This is a genomic window from Alphaproteobacteria bacterium (assembly GCA_017302575.1).
Lineage (GTDB): Bacteria > Pseudomonadota > Alphaproteobacteria > Rickettsiales > UBA3002 > JAFLDD01.
In genome coordinates, this window is the sequence record JAFLDD010000001.1 from 772,604 (window position 1) to 787,667 (window position 15,064).

Consider the following 15,064-nt stretch of genomic DNA (forward strand, 5'->3'; position numbering starts at 1 on the left):
GGTAGAACCCCCCCTGTCTAATGGATTTTTCCCCAGTTTTGACCTGTGCCCATCTCAACCGTGAGCGGTACGGAGAGGTTCGCTGCGCGCTCCATTGTCCTCTTCACCTCGTTGGCTAGGGATTCCGCCGTATTTGCGGGCGCCTCAATGACCAGTTCGTCATGCACTTGTAGGAGTAATTTGGCCTGTGATTGCGCACATAATTCATACACACCCACCATAGCACGCTTGATGATATCTGCCGCCGTGCCCTGAAGTGGCGCATTGATGGCGGCACGCTCCGAGAAGTTGCGCATATTCGGGTTCTTATCGTTAATGCCCTTCACATGCACTTTGCGCCCATCGAGCGTTTGTACGTAGCCATGCGTGCGGGCAAAAGCGATGGTCGTGTCCATATATTCGCGAATGCCTGGATATTGTTTGAAGTATTTGTCGATATATTCGCCCGCCTCGGTGCGTGAAATACCCAAACGCGCTGCCAAGCCATGCGCGCTGATGCCGTAAATGATACCGAAGTTGATGGTCTTGGCGCTGCGGCGCAGGTCGCCCGTTACCTCTTCCACCTTCACGCCGAACATCTGGCTCGCGGTGACCGCGTGAATATCGATATTCTTAATGAAGGCTTCCTTTAGCACGTCGATATTCGCCACATGCGCCAGCAAGCGCAATTCGATTTGCGAATAGTCGGCAGAGATAAGCGAATGGTTTGGCGCGGCAATAAACGCATCGCGAATTTGACGGCCAAGCTCTGTACGAATGGGAATGTTTTGCAAATTCGGGTCGGTGGATGACAAGCGACCTGTTGTGGTCGAGGCAAGCCCATAGCTGGTGTGCACCCTGCCCGTGCGCGCATTAATTGCTTCGGGCAATGCGTCGGTATAGGTACTTTTCAATTTGCTCATATGCCGCCAGTCGAGCACTTTTTGCGCAATCTCGTGACCATCGGCTGCGAGAATTTCCAGCGTTTCCGCATCCGTGGTATAAGCACCCGACTTGGCGGATTTCTTGCCACCTTCGAGCTGCAACTTATCGAATAGCACTTCACCCAGTTGCTTTGGCGAGCCAATCGAGAACGGCATACCCGCGAGTTTTTGTACATCTTCATCCAGCGTTGCCATATGCTCGGCGAGGTAGCGTGAAAGTTCATTCAGCTTGTTTTTATCAATCGTGATGCCCGTTGCTTCCATCGCCGTGATGATTGGAATCAATGGGCGGTCGATGGTTTCATAGACGCCCATCACCTGCTTCTCGACGAGTTGCGGTAGTAGCGCATGATAGAGGCGCAGCGTAAAATCTGCATCTTCGGCGGCGTATTTCGTGGCGCTATCGATATCGACTTCATCGAATGTTTTGCGGGCTTTGCCTGTGCCCGTCACTTCGTCGAAGGAAATCATTTTATGGCCGCAATAATTTTGCGCCAACTCGTCGAGATTATGCGCGTGCAGACCCGCGCCAATGGCGTAAGACATTAACATCGTGTCGCCCACAGGCGCGATGCGCACCTTATATTTATCGAGCACCACCAAATCATATTTGAGGTTATGGCCAACTTTGAGTGTGCCAGCATGCGTAAAAAGCGGCTCTAAAATCTTCAACGCTTCATCACGCGGGATTTGCCCATCGACCAAGCGGCGCTTGGGTGCCGAACTGAACATATCGTCTTGCGCTTTGGCGGCTTCGCCTTCCACATGCGCAAGCGGAATGTAAGCAGCTTTACCCGCCGCCGTGGCAAGCGATATACCCACCAATTCGGCACTTGCGGCGTTGAGGGATGTGGTTTCCGTATCCACCGCCACGAGCCCTGCTGCGATAGCTTCATCCACCCATTTTTTGAGAGTGGCGGCATCACGAATGGTTTCGTATTTTATTTCAACAACAGGCTGCATCGCTTTGGTTTTATAAGGTTCTGTCGCAACGGTGGTGGATTGCACCGCCGATGGGTCACCACCAAATTTTTTAATGAGCGTCGTGAAATTCTGTTCCGTTAAGAATGCCAACAGCACATCTAAATCGAGTGGCTTGGCGTGCAAATCATCAATCGGCTCTGGCAAGGGAACGTCTTTTTTGAGCTCCACCAATTGGCGCGAGATGCGCGCGGCTTCAGCATGGGTTTGCAATGATTCACGGCGTTTGGGTTGCTTGATCTGGTCGAGATTCGCCAAGAGATTCTCAAGCGTTCCGAATTGATTAATCAGCTCTGCTGCTGTTTTTGGGCCAATGCCTGGAACACCCGGAACGTTATCGACGGAGTCACCAATCAGCGCCTGCACCTCGGTCATTTTTTCGGGGGCGACACCGAATTTCTCCATCACCACATCCAGCCCGATGTCTTTTTGCTTCATCGGGTCGCGCATTTTAACGCCGTCGGTGATGAGCTGCATCAAGTCTTTGTCGGAGGAGATGATAAGGGTTTCCATGCCTTGCTTCTTCGCGGCTTCGGCATAGCTTGCTATCAAATCATCGGCTTCATAGTCCGCCAATTCGATTGCGGGAATGCCCAAAGCGATCGTGGCTTCGCGCACCAATGCAAATTGTGGCACCAAATCTTCGGGCGCAGGTGGGCGGTGCGCTTTATATTCTGGGTAAATCGTTTGGCGGAATGAAATACGCGATGCGTCAAAAATCACGACTAAATGGTCGTCCGCATAGCTCTCACGAAGCTTAATCATCATATTGGTGAAGCCATAGACTGCGCCAACGGGCGTACCGTCTTTACGCGTGAGCGGCGGCAAAGCGTGATAGGCACGGAAGATATATCCCGAGCCGTCGACCAATACTAAACGCGCGCTATCTGACATTTACTTGCACCTTGGGGAATTCGCGCTACACCATAGCCTTGAAGATTGATATGGGAAGTGATTATGACAATTCATCTACAAGGGCCTGACCTTGCACCCACAAGCGGAACGGTAAAGCGCTTGGTGATATTGCTGCATGGTCTGGGTTCTGATGGCAATGACCTTATTGGCCTTGCGCCACTGATGAAGGAAGCGCTGCCCGACACGCATTTCATTTCGCCCAATGCGCCCTTCCCGTGCGATATGGCGCCATATGGTCACCAATGGTTCTCGCTGCAAGATCGCAGCTTAGGCGCGATGCTGAAAGGTGTTCGGACGGTTGCGCCGATTGTGAACCAGTTTATCGATGCACAGCGCGACCGATTTAAATTGCGTGACGCAGACATAGCGTTATTGGGCTTCTCGCAAGGAACGATGACCTCGCTTTATGTTGGGCCACGGCGTTCTAAACCCCTTGCAGGAATTGTTGGATTCTCAGGCGCGATGATTGGCGCGGATCTTTTGCACGATGAAATACGCAGCAAGCCACCCGTGTGTTTAATCCATGGTGAAGAAGATATGGTGGTACCGTTCGCCGCTATGCAACACGCTACCTATGCGCTGGCCACTGAGCATGTCGAAGTCGAGTCGCACGCGCGCCCGTACCTTCCGCATAGCATTGACCCTGAAGGTCTTGATATTGCCGTGAATTTCTTGAAGAAGTGTTTCGGGATTTAAGCGTCGCGCCCGATAGCATCGTGGATCGATTTTAGTCCATCACGCTCCAGCAATTTCACCAATCCGCGATTAATGTCGTTTACCAAGCCGAAGCCTTTATAAATAAGCGCCGTGTATAGCTGCACGGCTGTCGCGCCCGCTTTGATTTTTGCATAAGCATCCTCAGCACTTGAAATGCCACCCACACCAATAAGCGGAATGCGCCCTTCGGTGAGTTGGTACATATGCTTCAACACTTGCGTTGATTTTTGGAAAAGCGGTTTGCCGCTTAGCCCGCCCTGCTCGTTTGCATATGTGCTCATCTCCACACCGTCACGTGTGATGGTGGTATTGCTGACAATCAGTCCATCGATTTTTAATGTGAGGGCAACATCAGCAATATCTTTAAGAGCCGCAGCATTATTATCGGGTGCTATCTTTACAAAGATAGGCTTGCGCGCCAAGCCCGCTTTTACCAAGTCGGCACGTACGTCGTGCACCGCACGGACGAGCGGTTGCAATGCCTCCGCCCCTTGAAGGTTACGCAGGCCAGGCGTGTTAGGTGACGAGATATTCACCGTGATATAATCAACCAGCGCATAGAGTGTGCGCATAGCGGCAGCATAATCACTCGCCGCATCTTCTGTGTCTTTGTTTTTGCCGATATTGCCACCAACCACGCCACCCTGCTTGCGATGCCGTAAATTCCACGCGGCAGCTTCCATGCCTTCATTATTGAAACCGAGGCGGTTAATGATGGCTTCTTGCTCTACCAGACGAAAGATGCGCGGCGCGGGATTTCCCGCCTGCGCTTTCGGCGTTACGGTGCCAACTTCAGCAAACCCAAAACCTGATTTAAGTGCCGCACTGTAGACTTCAGCATTCTTATCGAACCCAGCAGCAAGCCCAACAGGGTTGGGAAGATTCAAGCCGGCAATTTCAGTGTTCAGTCGCGCATCGCTCACTGTGCAGGCTGGAACGGCACCTATTTTCAGTGCACGTATCGCTGCACGATGTGCTTGTTCGGGAGGAAGCGAAAAAACGACTGGGCGAATGAGGGAATAGAGGCTCATATGTGCGTGCTAGCGCACACGAACGACTTGCGCAACCTTCGTCGCGGTTCCCTGTGGAGCATTCAGCACCATCATAGGGTCAATGCGCTGGCCATTCTTCTTGATACGATAATCGAGGTGCGGCCCTGTTGAGCGACCCGTTGAGCCCAGTTTACCAATGGCCTGTCCTTGTGCGACACGCTGGCCAACGCGCACTGATTGCGCACTCAAGTGGCCATAGGTGCTTTCGCTACCATCGTTATGTGCAATAGTGATGTGCTGCCCCAGACCACGGCCTGTGGCCACTTCCTTCACGGTTCCTGCGGCGCTAGCCAGAATCGGCGTGCCCGTTGCTGCGGCGATATCAATGCCGCCGTGGAAACGCATTTTCCCATGGAAGGGGTCCTTGCGCATACCATAGCCAGAGCTGATTTTCTGGTTCACGTTGCTAGCAATAGGCCAAATATGGCCGCTACGACTTGCCGTGTTGGTGTTGCGCATGGTTTCGCCAAATACAGGTGAATCGCTGCCGCCATTATCACCAAACAAATCCGTCACGGCGTTACCGCGCGTTACAACGGGCGCACCATCCGCTTGTAACATCGCCACCTGTGCTGGCGCAGATTCTGTTGCACGCACGACATTCGGACGCCGCGCTGCACGAATCACCAAATCACGATCAAGACGCATGAAGCCTGAACGCATCGCTTTCATGTCGGAGCGCTGCACTTGTGTCTGACGGATAGGTGTGGATGGCACACCCATGCGCGCTGGTGCCAATGCCATGAATTTTTTGCCTGCAATAATTTTGCTATCGGCCAGCGTAGGCTGAGCAACCAAAAGCGCAAGAAGCGCGAATACGATAGGTTTTGTCTTCATACTACCGTGTGTTTGCAAGGCTTATGCCAAGTTTTTGTTACATCTACACCACATACGGTCATTCAATAATGCGTTTTACCACCATATCTTGCGTTTATACTCTCGTGCGGGGCTGGTTTTGGTTAGTGTCGTTGCTAACGCGTCACGTTTCTCGGGATATATGCTGATTCATCGTTTACTAGGTTCAAGACGTCATCAACTGCTTTGCACCACCATGTGCTGCCTGCTTGTCGCAGCGCCTGATGCAATGGCTGGCTTTGACCCCGATGCTGGCAAAGACGAGACTGCCGCGATCAGCACCCAATATTTACCACGCGGTCGCACGGCACCTGCGCCGATGATGATGGTCAACCGGAATGCGGCGACCACAAGCCGTGCTGGTTTTATTCCTACCGTCGATAAGGTGGCAGCGCCCAAACCGCTTTACCCAACACGCGCCTCTGCGCCAGTTGAGGCTGTATCCGCTGAACCAGCGCCAAGCATTGCGCCATTACCTTCTAGCGCGACGATGGAACAAGAAATGGAAGTGGCCGCAACGTCGATTGCGCCAGCGCCAAGCCTGCCCCCAGTTTCGGACGAGGTTAAGGCTAAAGCGAATCAGATGATGGACGCGCAGCCACAGGCTGAGAGTGCGCCGCAAGAAATGCAAATGGCTGGCTATATTGCTCCGCCACCGCCACTGCCTGACATGGCGCCAATGGCAACTGCATTAGCTACGCCAACTGCTCCTGCTGCATCGGCTGCTGCGCCAAGTGAAGGTGCGCCAGTGGATATTATCGATCCCGACATGCGCAGCTCCACGGGCAAGAATATGAACAGCTCGGTTTCCATTGCGCCACCGCCGCCAGTCATTGGTAGCGCCGCACCCGTACCGATGGCTTCGGGGATGCAAAGTGCTAGCTTGTCGAGCGAAACCAAAGAAATTCTTGGCCGTATTCCGAGCCATGTAAATACCGCACCTCCTCCTGCTGCGCCAACGCGCACTACGCTTAGCCGTGTTAGCCCTGAAGTCTCAAGCCTTATCCCAACGCTTCAAAAGCAAGTTGAGTACGAGCAAGCGGGTCTCAAAATCAGCATGCAGCGCGAAGGGTTTGATTCCAATATCGAGCTCAATAGAGCATATGAAGCGCTCATTGGCGGCGACAGTGAAATGGCAGTGAATATCTACCAGAACATCATCGCGGCAGAGCCACGCAATCAGGATGCGCTTTTTGGTTTAGCGGCAACTTATCACCGCGCAGGTGAGTTGGCGAAGGCGCGCCCACTATATGGCGCACTGCTTCGCGTGAACCCCAATCACCGTGAAGGCTTGAATAACTTCCTCGTATTAGTAAGTGACGAGGCGCCTGAAGAAGCGTTGTTCGAGTTGCAGAAGCTTGCGTCACGCAACCCAGAATTCAGCCCTATTTATGCGCAAATGGCTATCTTGCTTGAGAAGCTAGGCCAACACGATATGGCGCGCGAATCCATGATTAAAGCGATTCGCATGTCACCTGAGAATCTGGTGTATAAATATAACCTCGCTATCATGATGGATAAGCAAGGTCGTTATGCTGATGCTTCGGCACTTTACGGCTTGTTGGTGGATGCGGCCCTGCGCGGTGAATCTATCCCTGCTCCACTTGAGGATATTCAAAAACGTCTGACCTATATCAACACCGCATCAATTGATACGCGCGGAAGTTAACGTTTTGTTTACGCAACTGAACTAGAGTCCCAACATGGAAATCACCGACCTTCTCGTTGCCACCACCAAGAATAAGGGCTCTGACCTGCATTTATCGACAGGCAACCCGCCTATTATGCGTATTAATGGCGATATGCTGCCAGTTGAAATGCCGCCGCTTGAAGCGGGACAGGTGAAGCAACTGCTTTACTCAATCATGACCGAAAACCAGCGTAGCGACTATGAGCGTGAGCTGGAGTTGGACTTCTCTATTTCATTCGGAACGGACATGCGCTTCCGCGTGAACGCCTTTAATCAGATTAATGGCCCTTCGGCGGTATTTCGTACCATTCCTACCAAGATATTGTCGCTTGATGATTTGAAGGCACCTGAAGTGCTACGCCGCCTGTGCCACTTGCATAAAGGCATCATTCTCGTCACTGGCCCAACAGGTTCGGGTAAGTCAACGACCCTTGCCGCAATGGTAAATTACATTAACACCAATTTCAGCAAGCACATCCTGACGGTCGAAGACCCCGTCGAGTTCGTGCATCACTCGAAAAAATCGCTCATCAACCAGCGTGAAGTAGGCGCGACAACCAAATCATTTGCGCGCGCACTGAAGTCTGCCTTGCGTGAAGACCCTGATGTGATTCTGGTGGGCGAGTTGCGCGATTTAGAAACGATTCAGCTTGCCATGACGGCTGCAGAAACTGGCCACTTGGTGATGGCAACGCTACATACAAGCTCTGCACCTAAAACGATTGACCGTATCATCGACGTGTTCCCTGCTAACGATAAAGACATGATCCGCGCGATGCTATCTGTATCGCTTGAAGCCATTATTGCGCAGACGCTTCTTAAGCGCGCGGATGGTTCAGGTCGCGTTGCTGCTCATGAAATTTTGTTGGGTACGCCAGCTATTCGTAACTTGATTCGCGAGGGTAAGATCCCACAGATCAACTCCATGATTCAGATGGGCTCCAAAATCGGCATGACGACGATGCGTGATACACTGAATCGCCTTTATAATGATGGGGTGATTAGTGAAGAAACGCTGCGTGAAGCAATTGCAAGCGGTAGCGATGAGGATGCCGAGAAGAAGGAAGCACCCGCTTCAGGTGGTGCCAAGGCTGCCAATGTACGTCGTGAGAGCGCCTTTTAATGACCAATGCCGAACATATTGATACGTATCTAGAGGCGATGGTTGCGCGCCAAGCGTCGGACTTATACCTCACGTTTGACTGTCCACCTTCCCTGCGCGTTACGGATCGCATTGAGAAACGTAGCGATACGCCACTCAATGATGCGGATTTAGATCGCTACATGCGCCAGCTCATTCAGGACAATCAGATTGATGAGTTCGAGAGCACCCTAGAACTGAACACCGCTATCTCGTGGAATGCACGCGCACGTTTTCGTATCAATCTGTATAAGCAGCAACAGCATATTGCGATTACCATCCGCCGCATCCAAACCAATATTCCGACTGCTGAATCCTTGGGCTTGCCCAAGATTTACAGCGATCTCGTAATGCAAAAGCGCGGGTTGATTTTGGTGGTGGGTCCGACGGGCTCAGGTAAAACCACCTCTCTTGCTTCCATGGTCGGGTATCGTAATCAGCATGGCGATGGGCACATTATTACTGTTGAAGACCCTATCGAGTATGTACACGCACACCAAAACTGTATTGTCAGCCAACGTGACGTGGGTATTGATACCTACTCATTCTCTCTCGCGTTAAAGAACGCGCTTCGCCAGCGCCCTGACGTGGTGGTTATTGGTGAGATACGTGATCGCGAGGTAATGGAACAAGCTCTCTATTTTGCTGAGACTGGCCATTTGTGCATCGCGACCCTTCACGCTAGCAACTCGAACCAGACTATTGAGCGCGCCCTCAACTTTTTCCCTGAGGAAAGCCATCACCAAATCCGCTTGAATCTTTCATTGAACCTTAAAGCGATTCTTTCGCAGCGACTAGTTACGAATACGATTGGTAGCCGCAGTCTTGCCGTTGAAGTCATGTTGAATAACGGTCTTATCAAACAACTGATTGAAGAAGGCAAGATTCGCCAGATCAAAGATATGATCGAAAAAGGTGGCGAAGAAGGCATGGTAACATTTGACCAATCGCTTTATCAGCTTTTCCGTAGTGGCACGATTACTCAGGACGTAGCCATTGCAGAGGCCGACAACCCTGCCAACCTGCGCCTGATGATTAAGCAGAACGAATCGCTCACCCGCGTTGGCAGAGAAGCGATATCGGTGCGTCAAGTGGCGCGCCCTGAGCCTCCAAAGAAAAGTGAATTCTAAGCCGCTTTTGGCACATCAATCGCCTTGAGGAATGCACGCTCGAGTGATTGTTCCTGATAGGTTGGCTTGAAGTCCTTCGCCGTGCCGATATAGCGTAGAGCGGTATCGTGAATGATGCCAATACGATCACAAATCTCGTCAATGTCCGCCAGAATATGCGAGCTAAAGAATATCGTTTTGCCGCGCTTCTTCTGCTCCAGCATCACGTCCTTCAATTTGATGCGTGATCTTGGGTCGAGACCACTCATTGGTTCGTCGAGGATAAGGAATGGCTGGTCCACCATAAACGCGCCAACGAGACCCAACTTCTGCCCCATCCCTTTGGAGTAGGAGCCCACCTTGCGGTCCAGTACATCTGGGTTGAGATCTAATGCTTCCGCCATGTGGCGGGCGGCGGCGATATCCAATGTTTTACCATAATATGATAGTGAAAGCGCCAAATACTCGCGCCCCAATAAGTACCGCGAAGGCGTGAACTTTTCGGGTAAATAGGAGATATTACGTCGCGCTTCTACGGACGTACTAGGCTTACCTAAAATGCTGGCCTGCCCGCTATCCGCATTACTTAGATCAAGAATGATTTTAATTAAGGTTGTCTTACCAATACCGTTAAGGCCTATCAGCCCGAAGATTTCACCTTCACGTAGTGAAAATGAAACATCCTTCAGGACCTGATGTTTGCCATAAGATTTGGAGATTGCTGATATTTCAAGTGGTGACATAGGGCTACTTCATTCTGGTCTAAGGTGCAGGCGCTGGTGTTGGCGCATCGAGCGTAATGGTAGTAGGCATCAACTGCGCTGGTGGCAAACTCATTGAGGCGCCGGGCGTTGATGCAGTTGGGGCTGGAGCAGATGATGCTGAAGCTCCAGAAGAGGGAGCTGGTGTGGAAGGAGTAGTAGGAGTATTAGCGGCATTCGGATTATTACGCGGCGCTAGCTGCGTTAAGTTGCTGCGCATTCTATCCAAGTCCTGAACCGTTGCTCTTAGCGCAGCATCAGGATCACGGTTCGCATTGGGATTGGGTGCTACAGGCGCAGCGGGAGCCAAGAGCGCATCGACCTGCGCTTGCTGTTCCATTTCCGGTACATCTCGGCTTGCATATTTGCCTTCATAAATACCAAAAGCTGCGCCAACGAAACTCTGGTTAGGGGCAAGTGTAAATACAAATGCCTCACGATTCTCGTCGTAGCGCACCTTACTCATCGCGGATTTAAAGTGTTTCGGTATCGTTTTATCAATCAGCGATTGCTCAAAGCGCAGTTTAGCTTGCTCGATATATTCTGGTTTCCAGCTAAACACGGCAGCACGCGGAGAAATAGAGAGTAAGGTCGCCTCGCCTGGCCGTTTCTTAGGTGAATATTTTGCGTTATTCATCCACAGCAACCAGTCTTTGGGTGAGCGATATACAATGCTAGATAAGTAAAAACTTGGATATTGCTTCGGCTCTTCTACAGCAGCGATTGGCAATATAGGCACTTCTGGTGTTTGGGTGCTGGCTGTTGGCTTATCGATACGCTTCACGCTCTCGTAGGCATATAAAACCTTCTTCATGCGATCAATATCGGTGCTATTAAACATAAGACTTTGCGTAAAATTACCATACGATGGAATATAATTTTCTTTGATTTGCGGTGCTGTAGGCTGAGCCGCCGCTTCGGTTTCAGGCGTACTCGGCACTGTAACGACATTAGCAACGCCTGAAGGGAACACTTCTTGAACTTGATTTGCTGTCCCTACGTTTGCGGTAGTAGGTTGCGCAACAACAGGCTCAGGAGTTTGCGTCCTTACAACGGTTGGAGTGGTCGTTTCAGCTTTAGGTGTTTCTTGAACCACTATCGGCGCTGGCAATGTGATACCTGTATCGACAGCAGCGCCATCGCCCATTTCAGGAGGTAACGCGGGAAGGTCAGAATTTGTCTGTGCAAAGGCAGGAATTGAAGCGCAGGTTAACACAGCAAACATAAGACTATGAGAAAACACCTTCATACTACATACCCCCCGCAGTTGGTGGTGCAGCATTAGGTGCATTGGCATCTTGACCCTGCCCAGTCTTTGGCGGATTCGCATCTTGCAGTGTTAGCCACGTAAATTTTACTACTCCATCAACAACGTCTGGTTTGCCACCTGTGCTCATTTGTCCCAACACATCCATCGAGAGTTGTGATTTACGCAGCACGCTCATTTGCTTGATGCGAATGAGCCCTGGCATACGGCGCTGCATATCTTGAATGAATGAAAAGAAATGCAGGTCAGAAAGTGTACCAGTGCTAATTTCCATTTCATCACGTACGAGAATTTTATAATTCAAGCCTGTAAACTCTGGACGCTCCGAGATTTTCTCTTGCGAGATGGTAAGGCGCATCGCATCCGATAAACGGTACTGTTCCTTCATCACTTTCAAGGTTTCCTTGAGCCTATCGGTAGTGGTAACGAACTCTTCATTATCGCGATTAATACTAAGCTCGGCGAAGCGCTGTTCTGCGCTATTCGTTTTAGTGATCTGGCTGCGCATCATTCCAAGCTGTGATTCTGAAGCTGAAAGCTGACCTTGTGCCTGCATTTTTTCAGTGCTGGCGGTTTCTGAGAAGCTGCCAGTAACCATCATCGCTATGAATGCAATGACCACATAGCCCGCCCTTAACCCAGCCTCACGGATGACCTGCTTTTTGAGAACTTGTAATTTACTACTCATTACATAGCCCCCATCATTGGCGCGGTGGCGGGATTGGCTGCCGTATTCGCGTTAGGACCAGAGAATATCAACCTGACTTTGTTCGTCCCGTCTTGCAACACCGGGGATGACTTTGCATCAAACGAAACTTCTACTTTGTCTGTCGAAGATTGTGTCGCGCCACCTTCTTGCTTGATCTCATATTCTGGCAATTGGAGCTTCAGATTATCAACGTACTCTTTGACCGCCCTGATCAGTTGGTCTTTATCAGAAAATGGCGCGGTAAACTCCATATCCACGGTAATGACCAAGGGAGGATTATTGACGCCAGAAGCCATGATAGCCGTGCTATCAATGCCACCTGGTAATTCCTTACGCTCCCAGTTAAAACTGGTAACCGTAACGTCTTTCAAGAGCGGCACGAGTTTCTGGATAAATTCCAACGGGTCATATTGATAGACTTTGAAGACATCAGCAGCAGCAACGACCGCCGACTTGACGCTGGTTCCGTCATCGACCTTCGTTAAGCCTTCTTGCACTTCAGCAATCTGCGCTTGAAGTTGCGTCTGCTTCTTTCCTATTTCGCTCGATTCGCTGCTATCCATGAAATAGGTCACGATATTATCAACCGACGAAAGCGCCATAAGTGCAACCAAAAGCGAGCCTGCAATTTTCGCTGCCAATCGTATCTGATAGAATTGCTCAATCTGCTTGCCGTATTTTGACATCAGCTTCATGACAGGCTTTGAAACCGTGGCAAAATGTGTTGCCATCACTACATCGCCGTAACGATCTGCGGAAAGTGCCGCTTGCTCCAAGCCTAGAAACTCTGCCACTTCTAGTGGCGCAACCGCATAAGCGCCTGCCGCATTAAAACGCTTAAGGTCGAGTGAGTCTTTTACTTCCTGCGCCGCAACGGTAACGATCTCCAACGTCGCCGGGTCGGTGTAACCAAGGCGACGCAAATACTCCATGGTATTGAGAATCTCTTGCTCGATATTGCCAGCCACAACTGCGGGAATCGCATCATCCATCGACTGCGCCAGACGCGTGAATGACAGCTTACCCTCTTTGAGTACCACCTGACGGAAACCGCCGACCTTATTGTGAGTAACGAGCAATTTCCATGTTGCGCGCGTCCCTTCGTATGAACGCTGCGGGATCGCTGAGGCAATCGCGTTGTAGTAGTTCTGCGTCTCCACTGGCACGAGGTAGATGCCCAATAATTGGTTGGGCTGCTCGATGATTAATTCCATCCATGCTTGGATCTGCGCAGTATTCGCTAGCGAGATAAGCAGATAGTTCCACTCTTTGCGCCCCGTTCGATCACGGCCAATCTGCAGTGCTCCCTTGATATCTTCTGGCGGGAAATCGCGATTCAAGCGGCGCTGCACAAGTTTTGAGATGCTGAGCGCACTCACAGGTGGTAAGGCGTGGCGCACATATTGCTGATCAATAGAATCGACTAATAGGCGAACAGGCACTTTGGGGTGCGCCGCCATTAAATCCACAATTGCTTTGCTATGCTCAGGCTGCGGCGATGGCGCAAACAACCTGCGCTGTACCCGCCTGCCCTTGGTATATACCAGAATCGCGCCCTCATCCCCAATCAGCAAGACAAAGCGCTCTTGCTTTGCGTTCACGCGACCAACCCGAGCTTTAGGTACAGCTACGCTATCCCCTTCTGCTCCACCACGTGCACGTACTTTAATTTTGTCTGCTAATGCCATTAGAATTTCATGTTCTGGAAGGATTGATAGAGCGGGCCGAATACCGAAGCAATGACCCAGAATATTAGACCGCCCATGACGATAGTGAGTAGTGGCTGAATCATTCCCACCAGCCCGTCAACCGAATCGTTCACTTCGCGGTTATAGAAGAAGTTAATATTTTCCAATGCGTCACTCATGTTACCACTATCTTCACCCACTTTGAACATGCGGATGACAAGCATGGGGAACTGGTTTGAAATACGCAAACTGGCCGTCAAATTGTTACCCTCAATGACGCTGCGATGCACAACCTCAACCGACTCTTTAATGACGCGATTCGCCACAACGTTACGCGCCGCAATTAGCGCATCAGGTATATCGATGCCGCTTTTAAACATCACTGAGAAGAAGTGCGTAAAACGCGCTAAGTTAATCTTACGGATTACATTACCCAAAATAGGTATGCGCATTAACAGTGAATCCACGCGATAGGCGAATGATTCAGAGGTTCGGTAGACACCCAACAGCGTCATGAAGATCATAACGGGCACGATGAATACGAAGAACCAATAATTCTGAAAGAATTCGGATGTCCAAATCAGTGCGCGGGTGTGGAACGGAATCTCGAAGCCTTGGTCGACGATAAACTTGATGAGCTTAGGCACCACATAAACCATCAAAATCGCAATCACTGCCGACATAACCACCAGCAACACAATTGGATAGGTCACCGCTTTTTTTACCTTGCGGCGCAGATCGTTCGTCCATTTCATGTGGTCAGACATGTGAACGAAGGAGTCGGTCAAGTTACCGTTTTTCTCACCCGCCTGCACCAGACCCACAAATACTTCGTTAAAAATGCGCGGATAGGTGGCGAGCGACTCCGAAAGCTTCATACCGCCTTTCACTTTTTCAAGAATGTCGGTCATCACGTCGCGCAACTTGGCCGATTCAGTGGAATCACGCACGTCGGCCAGCGATTCGTGAATCGGCACGCCCGCACGGGTGAGCTGCTCCAAGTGCAAGCAGAGGATGATCATATCTTTGAGTTTAATTTTAGAGCGGAATCCTGCGCGTTTTGTCTTGGCAACCTTACAATCGACCATAGAAAGATCGACTTCCTTGAGGCGTGTTTCAAGGTCGACTTCGTTCTCCGCGACCATCGTACCTCGGATGGTGCGGCCCTTTTCATTGATGGCCGAATAGTTATACGTAGGCATAAGACTCCAAATGATTGGGGCGTTTTGTTGTTGTTACCCCGTGCCTACCGAGCG

Annotated in this window: 12 protein-coding genes; 4 read left to right on the forward strand and 8 right to left on the reverse strand. The window is 50.8% G+C overall.

Annotated elements, in window-relative coordinates; translation table 11 throughout:
- Positions 1 to 17 precede the first annotated feature (17 nt).
- Positions 18 to 2,798, reverse strand: a complete 2,781-nt coding sequence (gene polA / locus J0M34_04025) for a DNA polymerase I (protein MBN8543414.1) — start codon at positions 2,796 to 2,798, stop codon at positions 18 to 20.
- Positions 2,799 to 2,861: 63 nt separating this feature from the next.
- Between polA and J0M34_04030 the strand changes: the two genes are divergently transcribed.
- Positions 2,862 to 3,515 (forward strand): dienelactone hydrolase family protein, encoded by a 654-nt coding sequence (locus J0M34_04030; protein MBN8543415.1) that lies wholly within the window; start codon positions 2,862 to 2,864, stop codon positions 3,513 to 3,515.
- Here the strand turns inward: J0M34_04030 and J0M34_04035 are convergent.
- A complete protein-coding gene (locus J0M34_04035) occupies positions 3,512 to 4,567 on the reverse strand; it encodes a quinone-dependent dihydroorotate dehydrogenase (protein MBN8543416.1) in 1,056 nt (351 codons plus the stop codon). The two genes, J0M34_04030 and J0M34_04035, sit on opposite strands and share 4 nt — an antisense overlap.
- A gap of 9 nt (positions 4,568 to 4,576) precedes the next feature.
- Entirely contained in the window at positions 4,577 to 5,425 is an 849-nt protein-coding gene (locus J0M34_04040; protein ID MBN8543417.1) for a M23 family metallopeptidase, read from the reverse strand.
- 160 nt (positions 5,426 to 5,585) lie between these two features.
- On the opposite strand from J0M34_04040, the gene J0M34_04045 reads away from it, so the two are divergent.
- The 3 genes from J0M34_04045 to J0M34_04055 are packed head-to-tail and all read left to right on the forward strand — an operon-like array spanning position 5,586 to position 9,404.
- Positions 5,586 to 7,112: a tetratricopeptide repeat protein gene (locus tag J0M34_04045; GenBank protein MBN8543418.1), complete on the forward strand. Its 1,527-nt coding sequence runs from the start codon at positions 5,586 to 5,588 to the stop codon at positions 7,110 to 7,112.
- 34 nt (positions 7,113 to 7,146) lie between these two features.
- Positions 7,147 to 8,256, forward strand: coding sequence for a type IV pilus twitching motility protein PilT (locus J0M34_04050; protein MBN8543419.1), 1,110 nt, complete (start codon positions 7,147 to 7,149; stop codon positions 8,254 to 8,256).
- Positions 8,256 to 9,404: a PilT/PilU family type 4a pilus ATPase gene (locus tag J0M34_04055; GenBank protein MBN8543420.1), complete on the forward strand. Its 1,149-nt coding sequence runs from the start codon at positions 8,256 to 8,258 to the stop codon at positions 9,402 to 9,404. The genes J0M34_04050 and J0M34_04055 overlap by 1 nt, the downstream gene beginning before the upstream one ends.
- Here J0M34_04055 and J0M34_04060 read toward each other — a convergent pair.
- From J0M34_04060 to J0M34_04080, 5 genes are read right to left on the reverse strand one after another with little or no spacing between them, the layout of a single operon-like run.
- A complete protein-coding gene (locus J0M34_04060; GenBank protein ID MBN8543421.1) occupies positions 9,401 to 10,126 on the reverse strand; it encodes an ABC transporter ATP-binding protein in 726 nt (241 codons plus the stop codon). The genes J0M34_04055 and J0M34_04060 overlap by 4 nt on opposite strands.
- 19 nt (positions 10,127 to 10,145) lie before the next feature.
- The gene (locus J0M34_04065; protein ID MBN8543422.1) at positions 10,146 to 11,369 is read right to left on the reverse strand and encodes a hypothetical protein; all 1,224 of its coding nucleotides are present in this window, start codon (positions 11,367 to 11,369) and stop codon (positions 10,146 to 10,148) included.
- A gap of 25 nt (positions 11,370 to 11,394) precedes the next feature.
- Entirely contained in the window at positions 11,395 to 12,099 is a 705-nt protein-coding gene (locus J0M34_04070; protein MBN8543423.1) for a hypothetical protein, read from the reverse strand.
- Positions 12,099 to 13,808: a hypothetical protein gene (locus J0M34_04075; protein ID MBN8543424.1), complete on the reverse strand. Its 1,710-nt coding sequence runs from the start codon at positions 13,806 to 13,808 to the stop codon at positions 12,099 to 12,101. The genes J0M34_04070 and J0M34_04075 overlap by 1 nt, the downstream gene beginning before the upstream one ends.
- Complete coding sequence (locus tag J0M34_04080) at positions 13,808 to 15,010, reverse strand: type II secretion system F family protein (GenBank protein MBN8543425.1); 1,203 nt, start codon at positions 15,008 to 15,010, stop codon at positions 13,808 to 13,810. The genes J0M34_04075 and J0M34_04080 overlap by 1 nt, the downstream gene beginning before the upstream one ends.
- Positions 15,011 to 15,064 lie beyond the last annotated feature (54 nt).